The sequence below is a fragment of the Streptosporangium sp. NPDC001681 genome, from assembly GCF_040298085.1.
In the GTDB taxonomy this organism is placed as follows: Bacteria; Actinomycetota; Actinomycetes; order Streptosporangiales; family Streptosporangiaceae; genus Streptosporangium.
Genome location: NZ_JBEOZN010000019.1, coordinates 44,021 through 63,974, shown reverse-complemented (window position 1 = coordinate 63,974; position 19,954 = coordinate 44,021). Strand labels below are relative to the sequence as shown.

General features: G+C 70.1%; 19 protein-coding genes and 1 tRNA gene. 8 read left to right on the top strand and 12 right to left on the bottom strand.

Annotated features, from left to right (window positions below; translation table 11 throughout):
* Positions 1–27: 27 nt before the first annotated feature.
* Together ABT130_RS11940 and ABT130_RS11935 are read right to left on the bottom strand one after the other, a co-directional pair.
* Positions 28–360: an STAS domain-containing protein gene (locus ABT130_RS11940; RefSeq protein WP_350912645.1), complete on the bottom strand. Its 333-nt coding sequence runs from the start codon at positions 358–360 to the stop codon at positions 28–30.
* Complete coding sequence (locus tag ABT130_RS11935; RefSeq protein WP_350912643.1) at positions 357–923, bottom strand: DUF5994 family protein; 567 nt, start codon at positions 921–923, stop codon at positions 357–359. Before ABT130_RS11935 ends, ABT130_RS11940 begins: the two co-directional genes overlap by 4 nt.
* Positions 924–1,336: 413 nt before the next feature.
* Between ABT130_RS11935 and ABT130_RS11930 the strand changes: the two genes are divergently transcribed.
* The gene (locus tag ABT130_RS11930; protein ID WP_350955029.1) at positions 1,337–2,311 is read left to right on the top strand and encodes a M64 family metallopeptidase; all 975 of its coding nucleotides are present in this window, start codon (positions 1,337–1,339) and stop codon (positions 2,309–2,311) included.
* Positions 2,312–2,438: 127 nt separating this feature from the next.
* On the opposite strand, the gene ABT130_RS11925 is transcribed toward ABT130_RS11930, so the two are convergent.
* Together ABT130_RS11925 and ABT130_RS11920 are read right to left on the bottom strand one after the other, a co-directional pair.
* Positions 2,439–3,749, bottom strand: coding sequence for a M64 family metallopeptidase (locus ABT130_RS11925; RefSeq protein ID WP_350955026.1), 1,311 nt, complete (start codon positions 3,747–3,749; stop codon positions 2,439–2,441).
* A 279-nt stretch (positions 3,750–4,028) separates the two neighbouring features.
* Positions 4,029–5,285 (bottom strand): alpha/beta fold hydrolase, encoded by a 1,257-nt coding sequence (locus tag ABT130_RS11920; protein ID WP_350955024.1) that lies wholly within the window; start codon positions 5,283–5,285, stop codon positions 4,029–4,031.
* Between the two features lie 111 nt (positions 5,286–5,396).
* Here ABT130_RS11920 and ABT130_RS11915 point away from each other — a divergent pair, with 111 nt between their 5' ends.
* On the top strand, positions 5,397–6,347 hold the full coding sequence (locus ABT130_RS11915) for a LysR family transcriptional regulator (RefSeq protein ID WP_350955021.1): 951 nt from the start codon (positions 5,397–5,399) through the stop codon (positions 6,345–6,347).
* A gap of 71 nt (positions 6,348–6,418) precedes the next feature.
* Here ABT130_RS11915 and ABT130_RS11910 read toward each other — a convergent pair whose 3' ends face one another.
* Entirely contained in the window at positions 6,419–7,231 is an 813-nt protein-coding gene (locus ABT130_RS11910; protein ID WP_350955018.1) for a DUF1684 domain-containing protein, read from the bottom strand.
* 281 nt (positions 7,232–7,512) lie between these two features.
* On the opposite strand from ABT130_RS11910, the gene ABT130_RS11905 reads away from it, so the two are divergent.
* A complete protein-coding gene (locus ABT130_RS11905; RefSeq protein WP_350955015.1) occupies positions 7,513–9,075 on the top strand; it encodes a glycoside hydrolase family 10-like protein in 1,563 nt (520 codons plus the stop codon).
* A 68-nt stretch (positions 9,076–9,143) separates the two neighbouring features.
* Here ABT130_RS11905 and ABT130_RS11900 read toward each other — a convergent pair.
* A tRNA-Lys gene (locus ABT130_RS11900) sits at positions 9,144–9,217 on the bottom strand.
* Positions 9,218–9,318: 101 nt separating this feature from the next.
* Here ABT130_RS11900 and ABT130_RS11895 point away from each other — a divergent pair.
* Together ABT130_RS11895 and ABT130_RS11890 are read left to right on the top strand one after the other, a co-directional pair.
* Complete coding sequence (locus ABT130_RS11895) at positions 9,319–10,170, top strand: AAA family ATPase (RefSeq protein ID WP_350912622.1); 852 nt, start codon at positions 9,319–9,321, stop codon at positions 10,168–10,170.
* Positions 10,171–10,210: 40 nt separating this feature from the next.
* Positions 10,211–11,563 carry a vWA domain-containing protein gene (locus ABT130_RS11890; RefSeq protein ID WP_350955013.1) on the top strand — a complete coding sequence of 451 codons (1,353 nt, stop codon included), beginning with the start codon at positions 10,211–10,213 and terminating at the stop codon, positions 11,561–11,563.
* A 63-nt stretch (positions 11,564–11,626) separates the two neighbouring features.
* Here the strand turns inward: ABT130_RS11890 and ABT130_RS11885 are convergent, their stop codons facing one another.
* Positions 11,627–12,385, bottom strand: coding sequence for a nuclease-related domain-containing protein (locus tag ABT130_RS11885; RefSeq protein ID WP_350955010.1), 759 nt, complete (start codon positions 12,383–12,385; stop codon positions 11,627–11,629).
* Positions 12,386–12,591: 206 nt separating this feature from the next.
* On the opposite strand from ABT130_RS11885, the gene ABT130_RS11880 reads away from it, so the two are divergent.
* Positions 12,592–13,194, top strand: a complete 603-nt coding sequence (locus ABT130_RS11880) for a TetR/AcrR family transcriptional regulator (protein ID WP_350912616.1) — start codon at positions 12,592–12,594, stop codon at positions 13,192–13,194.
* Between the two features lie 60 nt (positions 13,195–13,254).
* Here the strand turns inward: ABT130_RS11880 and ABT130_RS11875 are convergent, their stop codons facing one another.
* Positions 13,255–14,364 (bottom strand): acyl-CoA dehydrogenase family protein, encoded by a 1,110-nt coding sequence (locus ABT130_RS11875; RefSeq protein ID WP_350955007.1) that lies wholly within the window; start codon positions 14,362–14,364, stop codon positions 13,255–13,257.
* Positions 14,365–14,392: 28 nt separating this feature from the next.
* A complete protein-coding gene (locus ABT130_RS11870) occupies positions 14,393–15,568 on the bottom strand; it encodes an acyl-CoA dehydrogenase family protein (RefSeq protein ID WP_451935047.1) in 1,176 nt (391 codons plus the stop codon).
* A gap of 433 nt (positions 15,569–16,001) precedes the next feature.
* Here ABT130_RS11870 and ABT130_RS11865 point away from each other — a divergent pair, with 433 nt between their 5' ends.
* Positions 16,002–16,589 carry a GNAT family N-acetyltransferase gene (locus tag ABT130_RS11865; RefSeq protein WP_350955004.1) on the top strand — a complete coding sequence of 196 codons (588 nt, stop codon included), beginning with the start codon at positions 16,002–16,004 and terminating at the stop codon, positions 16,587–16,589.
* 101 nt (positions 16,590–16,690) lie between these two features.
* Here ABT130_RS11865 and ABT130_RS11860 read toward each other — a convergent pair whose 3' ends face one another.
* Positions 16,691–17,269 carry a TetR/AcrR family transcriptional regulator gene (locus tag ABT130_RS11860; protein WP_350955001.1) on the bottom strand — a complete coding sequence of 193 codons (579 nt, stop codon included), beginning with the start codon at positions 17,267–17,269 and terminating at the stop codon, positions 16,691–16,693.
* Positions 17,270–17,342: 73 nt separating this feature from the next.
* Between ABT130_RS11860 and ABT130_RS11855 the strand changes: the two genes are divergently transcribed.
* On the top strand, positions 17,343–18,506 hold the full coding sequence (locus ABT130_RS11855; RefSeq protein WP_350954998.1) for an FAD-dependent monooxygenase: 1,164 nt from the start codon (positions 17,343–17,345) through the stop codon (positions 18,504–18,506).
* Positions 18,507–18,521: 15 nt separating this feature from the next.
* On the opposite strand, the gene ABT130_RS11850 is transcribed toward ABT130_RS11855, so the two are convergent.
* The gene (locus ABT130_RS11850; protein ID WP_350912605.1) at positions 18,522–19,409 is read right to left on the bottom strand and encodes a DMT family transporter; all 888 of its coding nucleotides are present in this window, start codon (positions 19,407–19,409) and stop codon (positions 18,522–18,524) included.
* A gap of 157 nt (positions 19,410–19,566) precedes the next feature.
* Entirely contained in the window at positions 19,567–19,932 is a 366-nt protein-coding gene (locus tag ABT130_RS11845; protein WP_350954995.1) for a VOC family protein, read from the bottom strand.
* Positions 19,933–19,954: the final 22 nt, after the last annotated feature.

Sequence of the window (19,954 nt, the reverse complement as noted above, 5' to 3'; positions counted from 1 at the left end):
TCCTCCCCCAGAGGACTCGACCGACGTTCAGCGGATGGTGAAGGTGCGGTCCAGGCCGGTGACCCGTAGCAGGTCCGCCGTCTGGTGACGAGGCGCGGACAGCTCGAAGGTGACTCCGAGCGATCTGGCGCGGCGCTGGATGCCGACCAGTACGGCCAGCCCCGAGGTGTCGAAGAACGACACCCCGGACAGGTCGAGGATGAGCGGATTCGCTCCGCGCCGCAACGCGCGGAGCAGCCGTTCGCGCAGCGCCGCGCTGGTGAAGACGTCGATCTCGCCGTGCAGATGGATGACCGTGGCGGCGGGGGCGACGGCCTGGGGCCCCACTCCGCAGGAGGCTCGGGTTTTCAGGATGGTCATGAGGTCTCCTCTCGGCGAGGATCCGGGCCCTGGTGACCGGCGGCCGGTGCGCAGCCGGCGATCTGTCCGCCCTCGTCCTCCCAGACGGCCCGGCTGTCATCCCGGGCGATCGAGCTGACGTCCGAGGAGGCCGCGGCGGTGAGGATGTCGGTCGGGCGGGTGGCGCCCGCGCACCTGGTGGCCAGGGTGAGCGCGTGCGCGGCCGTGCCGCTCTCGGTGCCGGGTGGAATGACCAGCAGGTTGACGGGTTCCATGGCCTCGCAGATCAGGGTGACCACGTGTGGGTCCATGTTGCGGAACCAGCCCACCTTGACCTGGCGGCCGGGGGCCGCGACACGGTGCGGGATGTCGTCCCAGGACCCCAGGGGCAGACCCACCCGCCTGACGGGCCGGTCCAGCCGCCGGTCGACGGCGGCGATGAGGTCTGGCAGTTCCACCGCCGCGTCCTGGGAGTGTGGCCACCAGGCCCCGTCCACGGCGCCCCTGCGGCCGAGGGTGGGATCCAGACTCAGACGTGCCTCGTCGGTGAGCGGTGTGCTGTGGGAAAGAAGCGCCTGCGTCATGATCGCCCGGCCCGTCTCGGCCCGTAGGAGGACCGGATTCGCCTATCGCCTTGGGCGACGTCGACCTGAATGCCAACGTACGAAATGTCCTCGGTACCTCCTACTCTACGCCTGCTTTCCGCTCCGCGACGTGATCAAGGCCGGGGCTTGGCCGGTGACTCGATCCGGCGGGGCGGCGGCTCCACCACCATCGGAGCCCGTCTCACCGGTAGCGGACCGCCCGTCTTCGAGTGCGTTTTACGGCGTCGGCCTCCCGAGCACCTCGGCCAGGCACGAGAAGCCATGGAGGGGGTGAGGGCACAGAATTCACCACTATAACGGGAGGGTTATCTCGAAAAGGGATTATCTGGGCGTATGGCGATAAATCACGATGTGGGCACTAGATCCACTGCGCTCACCCCCAAGGAGACGCCGTGCCCCGCCCCCTCCGCCTGGCGCTGCTCGTACCGGTCGTCATCGCCTTCCTCGCCACACCAACGTCCGCCACCGCCGAACCGTCCCCGCCGGGATCCACCGAGCGGGTGGAGGTCTTCTCCCCCGACGGCACGATCCAGCAGGTCGAGATCCCGAAGCGGCAGGTGCCTCCCGCCCCGCGCGCCGCGCCGACCGCCACGGTCACCGCCCTGCAGCAGACGGGCCCCTCCTCCCAGCGCTTCGACCTGGTCTTCGTGGGCGACGGTTACACCTCCGCCGAGATCGCCACCTTCCAGGCCCACGCCGCGAGCAAGTGGGCCGAGATGACCGCCGTCGAACCGTTCAGCACCTACAAGAACTCCTTCAACGTGTGGATGGTCAACGTCGTCTCCAGCCAGTCGGGCGTCGACAACGACCCCACCCAGGGCGTCAGCAGGAACACCGCGCTCGGGATGGGGTTCTGGTGCTCGGGAATCGAGCGCCTGCTCTGCGTGAACACCGCCACCGCCAAGTCCTACGCCGCGCTGGCACCCGGTGTCGACCAGGTGGTGGCGCTGGGCAACAGCACCAAGTACGGCGGTGCGGGGTACGGCGCGGGCGGCGGCGTCGCCACCGCCTCGGGCGGCAACGCGAGCTCCGGCCAGGTCGTGGTGCACGAGCTCGGACATTCAATGGGTAACCTCGCGGACGAGTACTCCACCCTCAACAGCACCTACACCGGCGGCGAGCCGTCGGCGGCGAACGTGTCGAAGTACACCGCCGCGCAGCTCACCTCGGGCAAGCGCAAGTGGTACCAGTACCTGGGTCAGGCCACTCCCGACGGTGGCGTGATCGGCGCCTACCAGGGGGGCGCCGACTACGCGTACGGCATCTACCGCCCGTCGGAGAACTCGATCATGCGCACCCTCGGGAAGAAGTTCAACCTGATCGGTCTCGACGCGATGACCAAGGCGATTCTCGCCAAGACGGGATGACGACCCGGCGCTGAACGCACGCGATCGCCGAAGGACGCCCGCTTCCGCGGAACATCCTTCGGCGATCGCCGTTCTTTCGCCATCCGGTCCCGCCGCGTCCCGAGCGGGGCGTGGCAGGATCCTCCGGTCAGTGCTTGTCGACCGTCCAGGTGATCGACTGGGTGAGGGTGTCCGCCTTGTAGGCGGAGTTCCTCACGAAGTCGGTGGAGTCACTGACCTGCACCGAGTAGGTGCAGTCGCCCTTCTTGGCCTTCAGGTCCTTACGCCCGCACCACGGCGCCTCGGGCTTTCCGTGGCCCTTGGGCTTCTTGGTCAGAGCCACCGCCGAGGTCCTGCCCGCCCACTCGGTGATCTCGTGGCCGTTGATGAACCAGCGGGTGGACACGGTCGGCAGGCCCACCGGGGTGACCGTCAGGGTGCTGTTCGGCTTGACCTTGCCGCTCGGGGTGGAGTCGTCGATCAGGCCGGTCGTGCCGACGAACGTACGGACCATCTCCTCGCGGCCGACCAGGTTGAACTCCCGGTACAGAGAGCGCATCAGCGAGTTGTCGCTGGGCCGGTAGATGCCGAGGTTGTAGTAGGCGCCGCCCTCGAAGGTGTCGATCACGCCGCCGTCGGGGGTCTCGGCGCCCAGCCAGTACCACCACTTGGCCTGCCGCGCGGTCTGCTGTCCGGCGTTGTGGATCGAGACGTTGGTCTCGACCGGCTCGTCGCCGGTGTAGGTGCTGCCGTCGTCCGGGTAGGCCCAGTAGGGGTACTCGTCGGCCAGGTCGCCGATGGAGTGGCCGAACTCGTGCGGCAGGATCTCCGGGCCGCTCCGGTGCCCGCCGGAGAAGGTGACCAGGTTCTCCTCGATGTAGCCGGCACCGCCGTAGGTGGGGCTGTTGACCACGACGGCGATCTGGTCGAAGGCGGGGGCCAGCCCGGCGTAGGACTGGGCGGTGGGGATGTCCACGCAGACCAGGCGCTCCAGGTCCTCGCACCAGTACTCACCGCCCAGCGCGGTGTCCTTCCGCACCCCCTTGACCGGGTCGTTGTCGACGCCGGACTCGTTGGAGACGACGTTCACCTGCCAGACGTTGAACAGCTTGCGGTAGCTCTTGAACGGCTCGCGCTGGACCAGGATGTTCCAGCTGTTGGCCACCTGGGCGGTGTAGGCGTCCTGCTCGTCCTCGGTGAAACCGTCACCGAGGTAGACCAGGTCGATGCGTTTGTCACTGGGGCCGTTGACCTCGATCGGCGTCACCGTGGCGGACGGCACGGCCAGGCCCCTCGCCTTGTCGCCGCTCTCCACCGGAACCTCGGTGTAGCCCTGGGGGGCGTGCTCGCCGAAGACCTCGACCTTTCGCGTCTGGCCCGGATCCTCGGCGTGAGCCGGACCGGTCGACAGACACGCCATGACCATGAGCGTGGCGACCACCACGGACGATCTGCGCACGGGTTCTCCTTGCTTGGGGAATGCCGCAGATTGTCACCGGTGTCGGATAACGGGGTGATCACGCGAGAGTGTCGAGCTTGTCGGCCCGTTCGTACCGGCCGGGGAGCCGCAGGTCAAGGCTGTTCATAACCGGTGGGTTATGGGCAGTTGAGATGGACACGATGAGCCCTTTTCCATAACCCGCGGGTTATGGAAAAGGGCTCATCTCCGCGAAAGGCGATCGACGCTCGTACGCCACCGGAAGGCACGGGAAGCCGAGCCCCCGTCATGTCCCCAGGCTCACCGGCGGACCATCGCGATGAGCCGGTCCAGCACGGTCTCGCCCGAGACCCTCAACCCGTCGTGGGCATACTCGTTGGTGATCCAGGAAGTCAGGTCACGCACCGTGCTCGCGGTGCGGAGGGAGCTGTCGCGGTCCACGTACAGGTCGTCGTGATAGATCACCGCCGCCACCGGAACGGTGTTGCCGCTCAGCCGGTCCAGGTCGTAGAGGCGCGGCCAGGACTCGCAGGCGGCCAGTGCCTCGGCGCAGGCCCGCAGCGGGACCAGCGCCGGGTCCTCGTCGAAGAACCACGGGAAGATCATCTCGCCGAAGAACCGGACGGGGCCGCCCTGCTCCACATCGAACTCGGGGAACTCGCCCAGCGCGCGGTGCGCGGCCCAGTTGGAGGCCCCGCCCTGGCAGTAGGACGCCTCGTGCAGCAGCGCGTACAGCGGGTGCTCGGCGTAGGAGACCAGCGCGTCCACCCGGCGCAGGAAGACGTCGGACAGCTCCTTCTCACCGGCGAACGCCTCCTCCAGCAGATGGTGCAGCGTGTCGAACCTGCTCTCCGTGCCGAACGTGATCCCGAGGGTCTGGAAGCGCCGCGGGGTCAGCCGCTCCCCGCCGGGCAGGAACACCTCCTGCCGTTGCAGGTGGTCGGCCACCTGACGGGCGATCGCCAGGTCACCGGGATAGCGGGCGAAGAACCGCTCGTTGTGCGCCAGGACGCGGGGGTAGGCCGCCCGGTACACGTCCTCGGGCCGGTCGGCCAGCGGCGGCAGCCCACCCGCGATCATGACCTCGCGCAGCCCCTCGGGGGCCAGCGACAGGTAGGTCAGCGCGCAGAACCCGCCGAAACTCTGCCCCAGCAGGCTCCACGGCCGGTCCCCGAGAAGCCGCGCGCGAAGCAGTTCGGCGTCCCTGACGATGGCATCGGCCCGGAAATGGCGCAGGTAGGCGGCGGGGTCGTCGAGGCCGGCCAGGGTCTGCCGGTTGGCGGGAGTGCTGCGCCCGGTGCCGCGCTGGTCCAGCAGCAGCACCCGGTACTCCCTGGTGGCCCGGTGCAGCCACCCGACCGGCGAGCGGGGGGCACTGTGGCCGGGGCCGCCCTCCAGGTACAGCAGCCACGGCAGGTCGTCCCCCTGCCGCCCCGCCGCGACCACCTCCCGCGCGAACACCTCGATCGTCGCCCCGTCCGGGCTGGAGTGGTCCAGCGGGACGGTGATCGTGTGATCGGTGAAGACGAGGCCGGAACGGCGGTAGGTCACTGGCATAGGGGGTTCCTTCGGAAGTAGGGATCACCGTCAACTGTGCGCCGAACGAGGGAACCGCGTCTTATCCCAGAGACATATAAATCCAGCGTTATGCCGCACTATATTTGGCCCATGCAGCTGGAGCTACGGCACCTTCGAGCGTTATGCACCATCGCCGGCGCGGGGAGTCTCAGCAAGGCGGCGGCCTCCCTGGGCGTCTCCCAGCCCGCCCTGACCGCCCAGCTGCACCGGATCGAGTCCACGCTCGGCGGCCAGGTCTTCCGGCGCAGCCGGTTGGGCGTGACACCGACCCCGTTCGGCCAGTTCGTGCTCACCCGGGCCAGGTCCGCGCTGCACACCGTGGACGAGCTGATGACAGGCGCCCTGCCGCCCAGCGGCCAGACGAGCGTCGCCCGCATCGGCGGCTACGCCAACCCCCTGTTCAGCGGCCTGCTGCGGCGGCTGTTCGAGGTCCCGGGGGCCTCGATCACCGTGCACACCGAGCACTCGCCCCGCCTGCTGCTGGATCTGCTGACCTCCCGGCGGCTGGACGCCGCGACCCTCATCGACTACCCCGGCCACGAGCTGGTCATCCCACCCTCGGTGGGCGTGCGTCCCATCGCCGTGGAACCCGTCTTCGTGGCGATGGCCGAGGCCCATCCCCTCGCGGTGCTGGAGGAGGTGCCGCTGGCGGAGCTGGCGGGCGACGACTGGGTGCTCTCGCCGCCGGACGGCGTCGGCTGGCCGGAGTGTTTCGTGACCGCCTGCCAGAACGAGGGCTTCGTCCCGAAGATGCCGTACATCATGATCGAGCCGATGATGATCCGTAATCTCATCGCCGGGAAGCATGCGATCTCGCCCTGCCAGGCCAGCTTCCCCGCAGGACCTGGGCTCGTGGTCCGCCCGCTCGCCGGATCACCGGTGTGGATCAGGCACCTGGCGGCCTGGCGCCGCGACGGCGCCCTCGCCCACCGGGCCGAGGAGCTGACGCGCCTCGCCACCGAGGCCCACCGCGAATCCCTCGAAAGTCAGCCGCACTACACCGCCTGGCGCGCCCGCCACCCGGCGGACCTTTGGCCGTGATCCCGTTGAACCGGCCGATGCTCTCCCCCAGGGGAACGGATGAGCGGGATCACGGGCGTGCTCATCCGACGTCAGCCGCGCTCGTAGGGGATCTTCTCGCCTGCCTCGATCGCGACCGGCAATCGGTTCTCCGCCGGCGGCAGCGGGCAGGTGGCGAAGTCGGTGTAGGCGCACGGCAGGTTCGTGGCCCGGTTGAAGTCCACGGTCACCCGGTTGCCGGCGTCGGGCACCCCCAGTTGCAGGACGCGGTTGGCGGCGTAGGTGGTCACGCCGGAGGTCGCGTCGGTGAACAGGGCGATCAGGCTGCCCGGCGCGTGGCCGTTGAACACCGTCAGGCTCAGCGTCTGCCCGTCGAGCTCGAACTCGACCCGCCCCGGCGCGTCGTAGACGTGCCGCAGCCCTTCCACCGCCGCCCCGACGTCCGTCGGCCGGGGCTCGTCGAACGGCACGTAGCGGCCGGCGACCAGCCAGCGCGGGTCCGGCGGGAAGGTCGGCGTGCCGGCGAACGCGACACGCAGCGGGTGGTCCGGGTGTCTCGGCCTGACGATGTCATGCCCGCCCCGCCTGGCCACCTCGATCACCGCGTCACCCCAGGTGGCATTGATCGCGCCGCGTTCGGGGATGAGGCCGAACACGTACCGGCCACGCACCGGTGTGCCGTCCACCACCAGTTCCTCCGCGTCTCCGAGGGTCACCACGACGCCCTCGCCGCCGGTCGACCATTCCCCCGGAGCATCCGGCAGGCGCTGCGGTTCAGAGGTCAGCCAGTGCAGGTTCGTGACGGCGAGGAACCCGTGGGGATCGGCCAGCACCACCTCGTGCCGATGGTGCCAGTCCTGCCATTCCTGGACGTACGCGGTCGCGTCGATCACTTTGGCTGCCATGGCTGCTCCTCGAATGTCATGGAATTTTTCATACTATCCCTACCTCTTATATGGGTTTATGTCCAGTGCCCATCTCCAGGCGACCGACACGCACCCGCCACCGGATCACCACCGATCCACCCGACCCCTCGGCGCGCCGTGGCCCCCACCGGGCCGCATGCCCGAACGCCTTGGAGCGGATCGCATCTCAACGATATTTTCCTTCATTGTCATTGATTTGAAAGTAAGTTTCTGCCAATGTCACGCTCGGCGCCTTCTTCTTCAGCCCCCCGGAGGTCCGCATGAGCGCACCCACCCGACGTTCCGTCCTGCGCGGCCTGGCCCTGGCCGCGGGCGCGACGACTCTCCCCCTGTCGGCCCTCACCTCGACGCCCGCCTTCGCCGCCGGCAACGCCGACGGTCATGTCCCGCCGCTGCGGCAGATGCGCGGGATGTGGATCGCCTCGGTGCTCAACATCAACTGGCCGTCGAAGCCCGGCCTGACCGTCGAGGCGCAGCAGGCCGAGTACCTGGCCTGGCTGGACCTCGCGCGGACCCGTCGGCTCAACTCGGTCTTCGTCCAGATCCGGCCGACCGCCGACGCCTTCTGGCCCTCGCCGCACGAACCGTGGTCGGAGTACCTGACCGGCGTTCAGGGCCAGGACCCGGGCTACGACCCGCTGGCCTTCCTGGTCGAGGAGACGCACCGGCGCGGCCTGGCCTTCCATGCCTGGTTCAATCCGTACCGCGTGTCGATGCAGCCGGACCCGGCCAAACTGCACCCCGAGCACCCGGGCCGCAGGAATCCGGACTGGATCGTCTCCTACGGCGGCAAGCTGTACTACAACCCGGGCATCCCCGCGGTGCGGGCGTTCGTGCAGGACGCGATGATGGACGCGGTCACCAGGTACGACATCGACGGCCTGCACTTCGACGACTACTTCTACCCGGTCAACACCACGGCCTTCGACGACGCCGCGGCCTTCGCGCGCTACGGCGCGGGCTTCCCCGATCTCGCCTCCTGGCGGCGCGACAACGTGGACCTGCTCGTCCGGGAGATGCAGCAGCGGGTACGGCAGGCCAAGCCGGAGGTCGCCTGGGGCATCAGCCCCTCGGGCATCTGGCGGAACAGGTCCACCGACTCCCTCGGCTCGGACACCGCCGGCAGCCAGTCGTACGACAACCTGCACGCCGACACCCGGGGCTGGGTCAGGAAGGGCTGGCTGGACTACATCGCACCGCAGATCTACTGGTACATCGGCCAGTCGAACGCCGACTACGCCAAGCTGATCCCCTGGTGGTCCGGCGTGGCGGCGGGCACCGACGTCCAGCTCTGGATCGGCCAGGCCGCCTACAAGGCCGGTGCCGCCGGGCAGCCCGCCCAGTGGTTCCAGCCGGACGAGCTTTCCCGGCACCTCACTCTCAACCGGGACAACCCCCAGGTCGGCGGCGACATCTGGTACAACTCCGGCGATGTACGTGAGGACCGGCTGGGCAGCGTCAGCACCGCCGTGACCGACCACTACACCCGCCCGGCCCTCGCCCCGCTGCTGCCGCGCCTCGCGGGCGGCCGGCCGCCGCGCCGCCCGGTCCTGGCCACCGCGCACAAGGTGGCCGGTGGCGCCGAGTTGCACATCGTCGCCCCCGGAAGGGACGTCCCGTTCCAGTTCGCGGTCTTCAGGTTCGACCGGCAGGCCGGTCCCGGTGACTTCGCCGACGCCCGCAACCTGGTCGCGGTCATCCCCGCGGGCCGCGACGTGCGCTGGGTGGACCCCGAGGGAGCCGGCGGCGCGCACTACCACGTGACGGCCGTGGACCGGGCGAACCGCCAGAGCGAGCCCAGCCACGGCCGCCGGGTCCGCTGACCCGGCTCACCGAGGATTCAAAAGAAGAAAGCCCAGATCGGCGATGCCGATCTGGGCTTTCCCGCAAGTGCGCCGCCAGGGACTCGAACCCCGGACCCGCTGATTAAGAGTCAGCTGCTCTAACCAACTGAGCTAGCGGCGCTTGAAGCTCTTGAAGGATAGCGCACATCGGGCAGGGCTTCGAAATCCGCGACGATCAACGGCTAAGCTAGAACAACATTCGGTCCTGTACTGGGAGCACACATGTGGTTCGCCTCGCCCGCCGACGCCAGCGAGCGGCTCAGCGCCGTCGACTACCTCTCCGACGACTCCATCGCGACCTCGGTCTTCCTGGCGGGAGCGCTCGGCAAACCACTCCTCGCCGAGGGGCCGGCCGGTGTGGGCAAGACCCAGCTCGCCAAGGCCGTGGCGGCGGCGACCGGGGCGGAACTGGTCAGGTTGCAGTGCTACGAGGGGCTGGACGAGGCCAGGGCGCTGTACGAGTGGAACTACAAGAAGCAGCTCCTGCGCATCCAGGCCGGACAGGACGAGAGCTGGGACGCCACCCACGACGACATCTTCACCGAGGAGTTCCTGCTGGAGCGGCCACTGCTCGCGGCGATCCGCTCCCGGACGCCCACGGTCCTGCTGATCGACGAGACCGACAAGGCGGACGTCGAGGTGGAGGGGCTGCTGCTGGAGATCCTGTCCGACTACCAGGTCACCATCCCCGAGCTCGGCACGATCACCGCCGTACGCAGGCCCTACGTGGTGCTGACCTCCAACGCGACCCGCGAGCTCTCCGAGGCGCTGAAGCGGCGCTGCCTCTACCTGCACCTGGAGTACCCGACGCCGGAGCGCGAGCGCGACATCGTGCTGGCCCAGGTGCCCACGATCACGACCGCCCTGGCCGAGCAACTCGCCCGTACGGTGGCCACCATGCGCGCCCTGGAGCTGAAGAAGGCGCCCTCGATCGCCGAGACGATCGACTGGGCCAACACCCTGATCGCGCTGGGCAGGACCGAGCTGGACGAGGCGGCGATCGGGGCCACCCTCGGCGTCGTGCTCAAGCACGCCTCCGACCAGACCCGGGCACGCAAGGAACTGGCCCTGTGACCGGCGCGGAGCGCTCGGCCCACGGGGCGGGAGGCGGAAGGTGAGCCTGCTCGACCGGCACGTGGGGTTCGTGCACGCGCTACGCGAGGCGGGGCTGCCGGTGTCGCTGGCCGAGGGGCTGGACGCGGCCAGGGCACTGGAGGTGATCGACCTGACCGAGCGGGAGTCGCTGCGGGCCGCGTACGCCGCGACGCTGGTCAAGCGGCCCTCGCACCGGCCGGGCTTCGACACGCTGTTCGACCTGTGGTTCCCCGCCTCCACGACCGGCCTGCGGCCCTCGCACGAGGCCGAACCGGACCTGGAGACCGCCGAACTCCCCGAGCTGCGCGACAGGCTGGCCGAGCTGTTGCTGGGCGCCGAGGGGATGAACGAGTTCGCGCGGGCGATGGTGGAGCGCTTCGGCCGCCAGGTGGCGAGTCCCGGCAGGCAGAACTGGTTCTCCTACTCGGTGATGCGGGCGCTCTCCCCCGAGACGCTCATGGCGCGCCTGCTCGCCGAGGTCCTCGCCGGCCAGGAGCGCGGCGGGCTGGCCGAGAAGGTCGCCCGGCAGCGGATCGGCGAGAACACCAGGCGCTTCGAGGACGCCGTCTCCCGCGACGTGCGCCGCCGGATCGCCGAGGACTCCGGAATCGAGCGGATCGCCCGATCCTCGGTACGCCCGCCGCTGGAGCAGCTCGACTTCCTGCGGATCACCAAGGCCGACCTGGCCAGGCTCCGCAGGGAGGTGCACCCGCTCGCCCGGCGCCTCGCCGCCAGGCTGACCGTCAAGCACCGGCTCGGCCACCGCGGCCGCCTCGACTTCCGCAGGACCGTACGGGCCTCGTTGTCCAGCGGCGGGGTGCCACTGACCACCTTCAACAGGCCGCGCCGCCCGCACAAGCCCGAACTGGTCGTGCTCTGCGACACCAGCGACTCGGTCGCCGCCTTCGCCCACTTCACCCTGCTGCTGACCTACGCGCTGCGCGAGCAGTTCACCAAGGTCCGCGCGTTCGGGTTCGTGGACACGGTGGACGAGATCACCCGGTTCTTCGTGCCCGGCGCCGACGTGGCGGAGGCGATGACCCGGCTGGTGAGGGAGGCCGACATGGTGCGGTTCGGCCGGACCAACTACGGCCACGCGCTGGAGACGTTCGCCGAGCGGTACGGCGACGCCATCGGACCGAAGACGTCACTGCTGATCCTGGGCGACGCCCGGTCCAACTACCAGCCGCCCGCGCTGGAGACGCTGAGGCGGCTGACCAAGGACGCCCGGCACAGCTACTGGCTCAACCCGGAGCCGACCGCCCAGTGGGACACCGGCGACTCGGTGGCGACGGCGTACGGGGGGATCGTGCCCATGTACGAGTGCCGGAACGTCGCGCAGCTGGCGGCCTTCATCGAGGAACTCGCCTGAGCGGATTCCACCCGGCGACGGCGTTCGCGTTCACCGGTTCTCCGGGCGCGGTCGCTCGTACGGTCAGCTCATCCGGCGCAGCACCCGGGCTGCGGTCCTGGCGAGCACCTCCACCTGGGCGTCGTCGAAGTCCGCCCGCGGACCGTCCTTGATCCAGCGCGCGACCAGGCGGGGCTTGAGGAGGGTGAGCCCCTCCGCGGTGACCGACCGCCTGAGCTGCCCGCCGTGCACGGCGAGCAACGGCTCGATGGTGACCGGGATGCCCGTCTCGCGGGAGAGCACCTCGGCCAGTGACTCGGAGACCTCGACGAGCGCCTTCGCCGTTTTCGTGCCGTACTTCTCGCCGAGGAACAGCCGGTCGCCGTACCGGGCGATCTCGGTCTCCGGGTGCCAGGCCTCGTTGTCGACCACCCAGATGCCGCCGGGACCGATGACGAGGTGGTCGATCGAGGCCTTGCCCGGGATGGCCCGGCCGTCGAGGATGTGGTAGCCGGCCCTGCGCAGCCTGCGGCGGAGCAGCCTGCCGGTGATGGTCTCGCCCCTGCGCTTGCCTCGCCAGACGGCGGTGGCGTCGTACTCGCGCCAGGTCCAGAACGCGTCCGCGGCACCGATGAGCAGGCCGCACAGCAGCCCGAGGATCGGCGGGGACAGGTTGAACCGGTAGGCCAGCGCGACGCCCACCACCAGGCCGACCGCCGCCTTGACCCCGCGCATCTTCCTGCGATGGGCGACCTCCTTGAGCCAGAACTGCTCGTACATGACCTGGGGCGACAGGCCGTGAACCTGGTCGACGGGCGTCACGTAGATAGATCCGCCGGGCATGACGAACCCCCATGGCTCGATGCGGTCGTGAAAGAAAGTGGGGGGACCTGCCACACTGAAGATCCTTGGACTATGAAATACCCAATTTGGGGCTCCAGCTATCGTCCAATCGCGAAGGTGACGCAAGTAACACGTCTCCGTCAATCGGCCGCCTGCTTGACCAACCAGTCGGTACGCTTTCCCTCACCACACCATGGGGGACGCGCATGACTCAGGACCAGGAGCCGGTACGGCAGCGCCTGCTCAGCGAGGCCACCCGCCTCTTCGCCGAGCGGGGCTTCGAGGGCACGTCGGTGCAGGGAATCGTCTCGGCGGCCGGTGTCACCAAGGGCGCCATGTACCACTACTTCGATTCCAAGGACGACCTGCTCCGCGAGATCTACGGCCGGGTGCTGCGCATGCAGATGGAGCGGTTGACCCACTTCGCCGAGAGCTCGGGGCCGGTGGCCGAGCGCCTGCACACCGCCGCCGCGGACGTCGTGGCGACCACCGTGGAGAACCTGGACGACTCCAAGATCTTCTTCCGGTCGATGCACCTGCTCACGCCCGACATCCGCAAGGTCGTCCGCGCCGAGCGGCGCCGCTACCACGAGCGCTTCCGCGACCTGGTCATCGAGGGCCAGCAGGAGGGCACCTTCAGGAAGGACGTGCCCGCCGACATCGTCGTCGACTTCTTCTTCGGCTCCGTGCACCACCTGGGCACCTGGTACAACGCGGAGGGCCCGCTCTCGGGCGCGGAACTGGGGGCGCACTTCGCCGACCTGCTCCTCACCTCGCTTCGCCCGGAGCAGGCCCCCTTTACCAAGTAAGCCTTCCAGTTCACACCCGCTCGCGGGCCGGGCGGGGCAGGCCCGCGAGCGGGGAGAAGGTCAGATGGGGGCGGGCAGGTCCGCGAGAGCCGCCACGGCCTCCCGGTGGGCGCCGGGGGTGCCGAGTGCGATCTCGGTCGCCTTGGCGCGCTTGAGATACAGGTGCACCGGGTGCTCCCAGGTCATCCCGATCCCGCCGTGCAGCTGGACGCTCTCCTCGGCGACGTGCAGCGCCACCTCGGAACACCACGACTTGGCCACCGCCGCCGCCAGCTCGCGCTCACCGGCCGCCTCCACACCATCGGGAGGCGAGAGCGGGTGCGAGGCCGTGGCCAGCAGGTCCGCGGCGTTCCTCGCAGCGGCGCGGGCGCGCACCACGTCCAGCCAGAGATCGGCCATCCGGTGCTTGATCGCCTGGAAGGACCCCACCGGGCGGGCGAACTGGTGACGCTCCTTGATGTAGGCGAGCGTCGTGCCCAGGCACCACTCGGCGACACCCAGCTGCTCGGAGGCGAGCAGCCCCGCGCCGAAGTTCAGCACGCTCCGCACGTCGAGCCTGCCGAGTGCCAGCCCGGGGGTGTCCGAGAACGTGACGGTGGCGATCGGCCGGGTCAGGTCCAGCGAGGGCAGCACGTCGATCCGGACGTTCTCCGCCTCCACCTGGTAGAGCGCCGTTCCGACGGGCACCAGCAGCACGTCCGCCACGTCCGCGCCGGCCACCGCCCTGACCTCCCCGTTCAGGAGCCCCTCGTCCGTGACGGTGACGGTCTCCGGCAGCGGCCGGTACGGCGAGGCCGCCAGCGACACCGCCAGTGCCGCCGTCGTCTCACCCGAGGCGAGCTCCTGAATCAGGTCCTCCTCGCCGACGTTCAGCAGGGCCTTCGTGGCGAGCACCGAGCTGGTGAAGAACGGCAGCGGCGCCACCGCCCGTCCCAGCTCCTCCAGCACCACCGCGACCTCGCGCGCCGACGCCCCCGCCCCGCCGTAGTTCTCCGGCACGAGCAGGCCCGCCACCCCGATCTCCCGCGACAGCGTCTTCCACAGGTCCATGTCGTACGGCGCCTCGGACTCGGCCCGCTTCAGCACGGCGTCGGCCGGGCAGCGGTCCGCGAGGAGGCCCCGTACGGAGGCGCGGAGCTCCTCCTCGACCTCGGTGTAAAGCAGTGTCACCGGTCGCTCACCACTTTCGCGTCGTACGTCATCGGGGCAGGTCCTTCCAGGGCACGTCCTTGTCGACGCGGGGTTCCGAGGGCAGGCCGAGCACGCGCTCGGCGACGATGTTGCGCAGGATCTCCGAGGTGCCGCCCTCGATGGAGTTTCCCTTGGCGCGCAGGTAGCGGTATCCGGAACCCCGGCCGACGAAGTCGACGCCTTCGGAGCGGCGGAAGGTCCAGTCGTCGTAGGCCAGGCCCTCCTCGCCGCGCAGCTCGACCTCCAGCCCGGACAGGGCCTGGTTGAGCGAGGCGAAGGCGAGCTTCATACCGGAACCCTCGGGGCCCGGCTGCCCGGCGGACAGCTGCTCGCGCAGCCGCGTCCCGGCCAGGCGGGTCACCTCCGCCTCCACCCACAGGCGCAGCAGCCGCTGGTGCAGGTCGTGGGTGCGCAGCTCGGGCCGGGTGCGCCAGGTTTCGGCGACCAGGCCGACCATGCCGCCGCCCCGTTTGACCGGCGCGCCGCCGATGGCGACCCGCTCGTTCATGAGCGTGGTCTGCGCGACCCGCCAGCCGTCGCCGATCTCTCCCAGCCGCAGGTCGTCGCCGAGCCGTACCCCGGTGAGGAAGACCTCGTTGAACTCGGCCTCGCCGGTGATCTGCCGCAGCGGCCTGACCTCGACCCCGGGAGCGTGCATGTCGCACACGAAGTAGGTGAGCCCCCGGTGCTTGGGCAGGTCCACGTCGGTCCTGGCGACCAGGATCGCCCACCGGGAGTGGTGGGCACCGGAGGTCCACACCTTCTGCCCGTCGACGACCCACTCGTCCCCGTCCCTGACCGCGCGGGTGCCGAGCGTGGCCAGGTCGGAGCCGGCGCCGGGCTCGCTGAAGAGCTGGCACCAGATCTCCTCGCCCGTCCACAGCGGGCGCAGGAACCGGCTGCGCTGCTCGTCGGTGCCGAACGCCAGGATCGTGGGCGCGGCCATCCCCAGCCCGATCGTCTGCAGCCCGAGGTTGATCTGCGGCGTCCCCGCGAGCTCGTGCTCCACCACGTGCTGCAGCTCGCGGGCGGCCCCGAGCCCGCCGAGCCCCTCGGGGAAGTGCACCCAGGCCAGCCCGGCGTCGAACCTGGCCCGCAGGAACTCCAGCCGATCCCCCGCGGGGTCGTGCGCGGCCAGGAACGCGACAGCGCGCTCCCTGACCGCCTCTTCGTCCAGCGCCACGAACGCTCCCTTCGTCGATCTTCATCGATTCGGGTGCCCGGTGACCCCGGGCCCCCTGGCACCGCCCGCAGTCCCGGCACGCGGGAGGGAGAACGGCGAGGTCAGGTCATGTGCTTCTCAAAAGATCCTCAGCGCCCGGCGATCCGGGCCGCGAGCACCGGATGGGCGAACTCGTCCATGACGTCGAGCGGCCGCCCCCGCGACTGCTCGGTCCCGGCGTGGAACGCGAAATCCATGGGATCTCCTCACGGTCTCCCGAGAGTGTACCGACCAGACGGTACGCCTGTCGACACGCCCGGCAATGCCGAAATTCACGGGATCCTCGTTCCGCGACGGGACGCGGCGGGACGTGGCGGGACCCCCGAGTGGTCCCCGGGAAGAGCCGCCGAGTGGACCTTCGGACAGGTCCACCCGGAGCCCTAAAGTCCCTTCCATGACCGCGCAGATGCCCGCTCCCCTCACCCTCGAAGACGACACCGTACGGCTGGAACCGCTGACCGGCGACCACATCCCCGACCTGTTCCTGGCCGGTGGCGGCGACGACGAGGTGTGGCGCTGGATGCCCGCCCCCACCCCGCGCACCGAGGCCGAGCTGGCCCGGATCGCGGCGCGGCTGGTCGAAGCACCGAACTACGTGCCGTTCGCGGTGGTGCCGAGGGAGACCGGCCGGGCGGTCGGCTGGACCACCTACATCGACACGCCCGGGTACGCCGACAGCATCGAGATCGGCTGGACCTGGTACGGCAGAACCGTGTGGCGCTCCGCGGTGAACACCGCGTGCAAGATCCTGCTGATCGACCACGCCTTCGACAAGCTGGGCGTGAACCGAGTGCAGCTCAAGACCGACAACCTGAACATCCGCTCGCAGAACGCGATCAGGCGCATCGGCGGCGTTCCCGAGGGCACCCTGCGCCGCCAGCGCCGGCGCCCCGACGGCACCTGGCGCGACACCGTCTATTTCAGCATCCTGGACGACGAGTGGCCCGCCCACCGCGCCCGCCTCACCGGCCCGGCCCGCTGAACGCCTCTCGAACCGGCCCATCCGGCCTTCCGAATTTCCCCTGACCCTCGAACCTTTCGGGCCCCGGACCTCTCCGGTTTCCGCGACGCTTCGGCCGAGCCCTACGAGCCTTCCCGGCCGAGCATGCCGCGCAGCAGTTCCCCGATCCCCAGGCGGAGGTCGTCCAGGGTCGGTTCGGCTCCGGCGCCGACGATGGCGTCGAACATGACGCCCTCGCCGAAGGCGACGAGCTGGCGCCCATGCCGTACCGGGTCGGGCGACCCCGCGGCGGCGAGGATCGCGACGGCGGGGTCACGGAAGCGCTCGCCCGCCCTGTCATAGATGGTGCGCAGCTCGGGACGGCGGGTGGCCTCAAGGGCCAGCTCGTAGCGGGCGACCGTCCGGCGGCGGCCGACGGTCAACTGCGACCAGAGCAGCTGTGCCGTCATCTCGGTGAGCACGTCGACCGCGTCCAGCCCCGGTTCGCCGAGGATCGGCGCGAACATGGCGGACTCCAGCCGGGTGAGCCGGTCAAGGGCCAGCTCCAGCAGCGCGGACCGGGTGCGGGCCAGGTTGGAGGTGGACCCCGGCGGTAGCCCCGCCGCCTCGTCCACGGCCCGGTGGGTCAGGCCGCGCATCCCCCGCTCCACGAGCAGGTCGATGGCGGTGTCGGCGATGAGCTCGGCTCGCTGGGACTTCACCCTCGAATACTACATTTGTAGTTTAACTACGGGCGTAGTAACTTCCACTACATCCGTAGTAAAGGAGAGGGTCATGGCACACGCGGCGGTCATCGGAGCGGGCATCGGCGGGCTGACGGCGGCGGTGGCGTTACAGCGGCGGGGCTGGCAGGTCACGGTCTTCGAGCGGGCCGCGTCCCTGGAGCCGGTCGGCTCCGGCCTGGCCGTGGCCGCCAACGCGCTCAGGGCGCTCGACACGATCGGGGCCGGCGACGAGATTCGCCGGCTGTCGGCGATCCAGGGCACGGGCGGCCTCCGGCGCTCCGACGGCAGGTGGATGGTGAGGACCAGCGCGGAGGCCGCCTCCGCGCGCAACGGCGGCGACTCCGTGGTGCTGCTGCGCCGCGCGGATCTGGTCGACGCGCTCTCCTCGCGCCTCGAAACCGGTACGGTCCGGCTGAACACCGAGGTCACCCGGATCGACCCGGACAGCGGCCTGGTGACCTTCGCCGGCGGGCGGACGGAGGCGGACCTGGTGGTCGGAGCCGACGGCATCCACTCCCCCGTCAGGTCCACGCTGTTTCCGGCCCACCCCGCCCCGAGCTACTCGGGCGTCACCGCCTGGCGGCTGCTCGTCCCCGCCGCGGGCGTACCCGGCCAGGCCTACGAGAGCTGGGGGCGCGGAAAGGTCTTCGGGGTCATGCCGCTGGCCGGGGACACGGCCTACTGCTACGCCACCGACACCGTCCCCGCGGGCGGTGGCGGCGGGGACCAGCCAGCCGAGCTGCGCCGGTTGTTCGGAGACTGGCACTCCCCGATCCCGGAGCTGCTCGCCGCCGCCACGCCGGAGCGGGTGCTGCGGAACGACGTCCACCACCTCACCACCCCGCTGCCCGCCATGCACCGCGGCAGGGTCGCACTGCTGGGCGACGCCGCGCACGCCATGACCCCCAACCTGGGCCAGGGTGCCTGCCAGGCGATCGAGGACGCGGTGGTGCTGGCCCACGTGGTCGGCGACGGCACGGGCGCCGTGTCCTTTGACGGGGACGACGTGCTGGCCGGTTACACCGCCGCCCGGCTGGAGCGCACCTCCGGGATCGTGGCCCGGTCCGCCGCGATCTGCCGCGTCACCCGGATGCGCAACCCGCTGGCCGTGCGGCTGCGCGACACGATGACGGCGCTCAGCTGGCGGCTCGCCCCCTCGCGCGTGAACGGCGCGATGGACGAGGTGCTCGGCTGGACACCGCCCTCCGGGTGACCCGGCGCGGGACGGCTACGGCGAGACCGTCGCCTGCTCGCGCACCGAGGCCGGAACCCCTTGGTCCGGGGAGAGTTTCCCCAGGACGATCGTCCCCCAGACGACCAGCGCACCCGCGAAGAGCGCGGGGACCACGTTCAGCCAGCCGGTGGGCACCGCCTCGTCGAGCAGGAGCACACCGGCGAGGATCGAGGTGATCGGGTCGACCACCTGCACCGCCGCGTAGGAGATGCCGAAGTAACCCACCTCGTAGGTCTTCTGCAGCAACACGACCGCGCAGACGAGCAGCACCGGGATGGCGACCGTGAACCAGCTGAGCAGCGTGCCGAAGTCGCCGCCGAAGTTGCCGCCCACCACCCGGACGAAGGTGGAGACGCTGGCGGTCATCGCTCCGGCGGCGACCGACAGCATGAGCGCCTTGGCCGAGCCGCCCATCTTCCGCCCCAGCAGATGGGTCGCCAGGATGACCAGTCCGACGCAGCCGAGGAAGCCCAGCGCCTCCTGGTTCGTCATGTGCGGTTTCACCGGGTGCACGGGAACCAGCAGCAGCAGGCCGAGCAGCCCGACGGCCACCGCGATCGAACCACTGATCTCCGCCCGGTGCGGGCGTCTGCCGTGCAGTATCGCCGCCAGCGGCACCGCGAACACCAGTGTCGCCACGCTGATCGGCTGCACCGCTATCAGCGGCGCGAAGCTGAGGGCGACGGCGTGCAGGGACGCCCCGGTGAACCCGATGACACCGCCGATCCACCAGCGGGGCCGCCTCATCAGCTTCAGCGAGGCGCCCTCGGAGACCGCCTCGAACTGCTGGAGCGCGGCCCCCAGGGCGTAGCCCAGCGCGCCGACCAACGCGATCGATATCCCGACCCAGGTCATCGCCACCCCGCGGAGCGAACAGGGCATCTGGGAGGAAGCGCTTCTTGGGTCACCCCGCAAGCTTAGAGCGCGAGACGAACGGGTAGAGACTTGCGCCGCCTCTCATCCCACCCGGCGACGGGCCGCCCGGTGCGATGACCGTCCACGCTCGCCGGGTTCGACAGCGAAGGGCTTCAGGGACGACCTACTGGTCGCCCATCGGGCAGACACAGAACAGGTGGCCCTCGGGGTCGGCGAGCACCACCCACTTTCCCTCGCCCGGCTGGAAGGCGGGCCTGGTGGCCCCGAGCTCCAGGTAGTCCCGGACCGCCGTCTCCACGTCGGCGACGCGGACGTCCAGGTGGAACTGCTTGTCGGGGCCAGGCCAGGCGGCGGGCTTGCGGTCCAGGTTCTGCTGGAAGTAGATGGTCATCGTGCCGTCGCCGATACCGGCGTAGGTGTCCTCCGCGTACTGCACCTGGTAGCCGAAGACGGCCGCGTAGAACTCGGCCAGTCGCCTGGGCTCGGCGCAGTCTATGTTCACGGCGAGGAATTTCGCTGTCATGGTCATGGCACGATCGTCCCGCCCATAC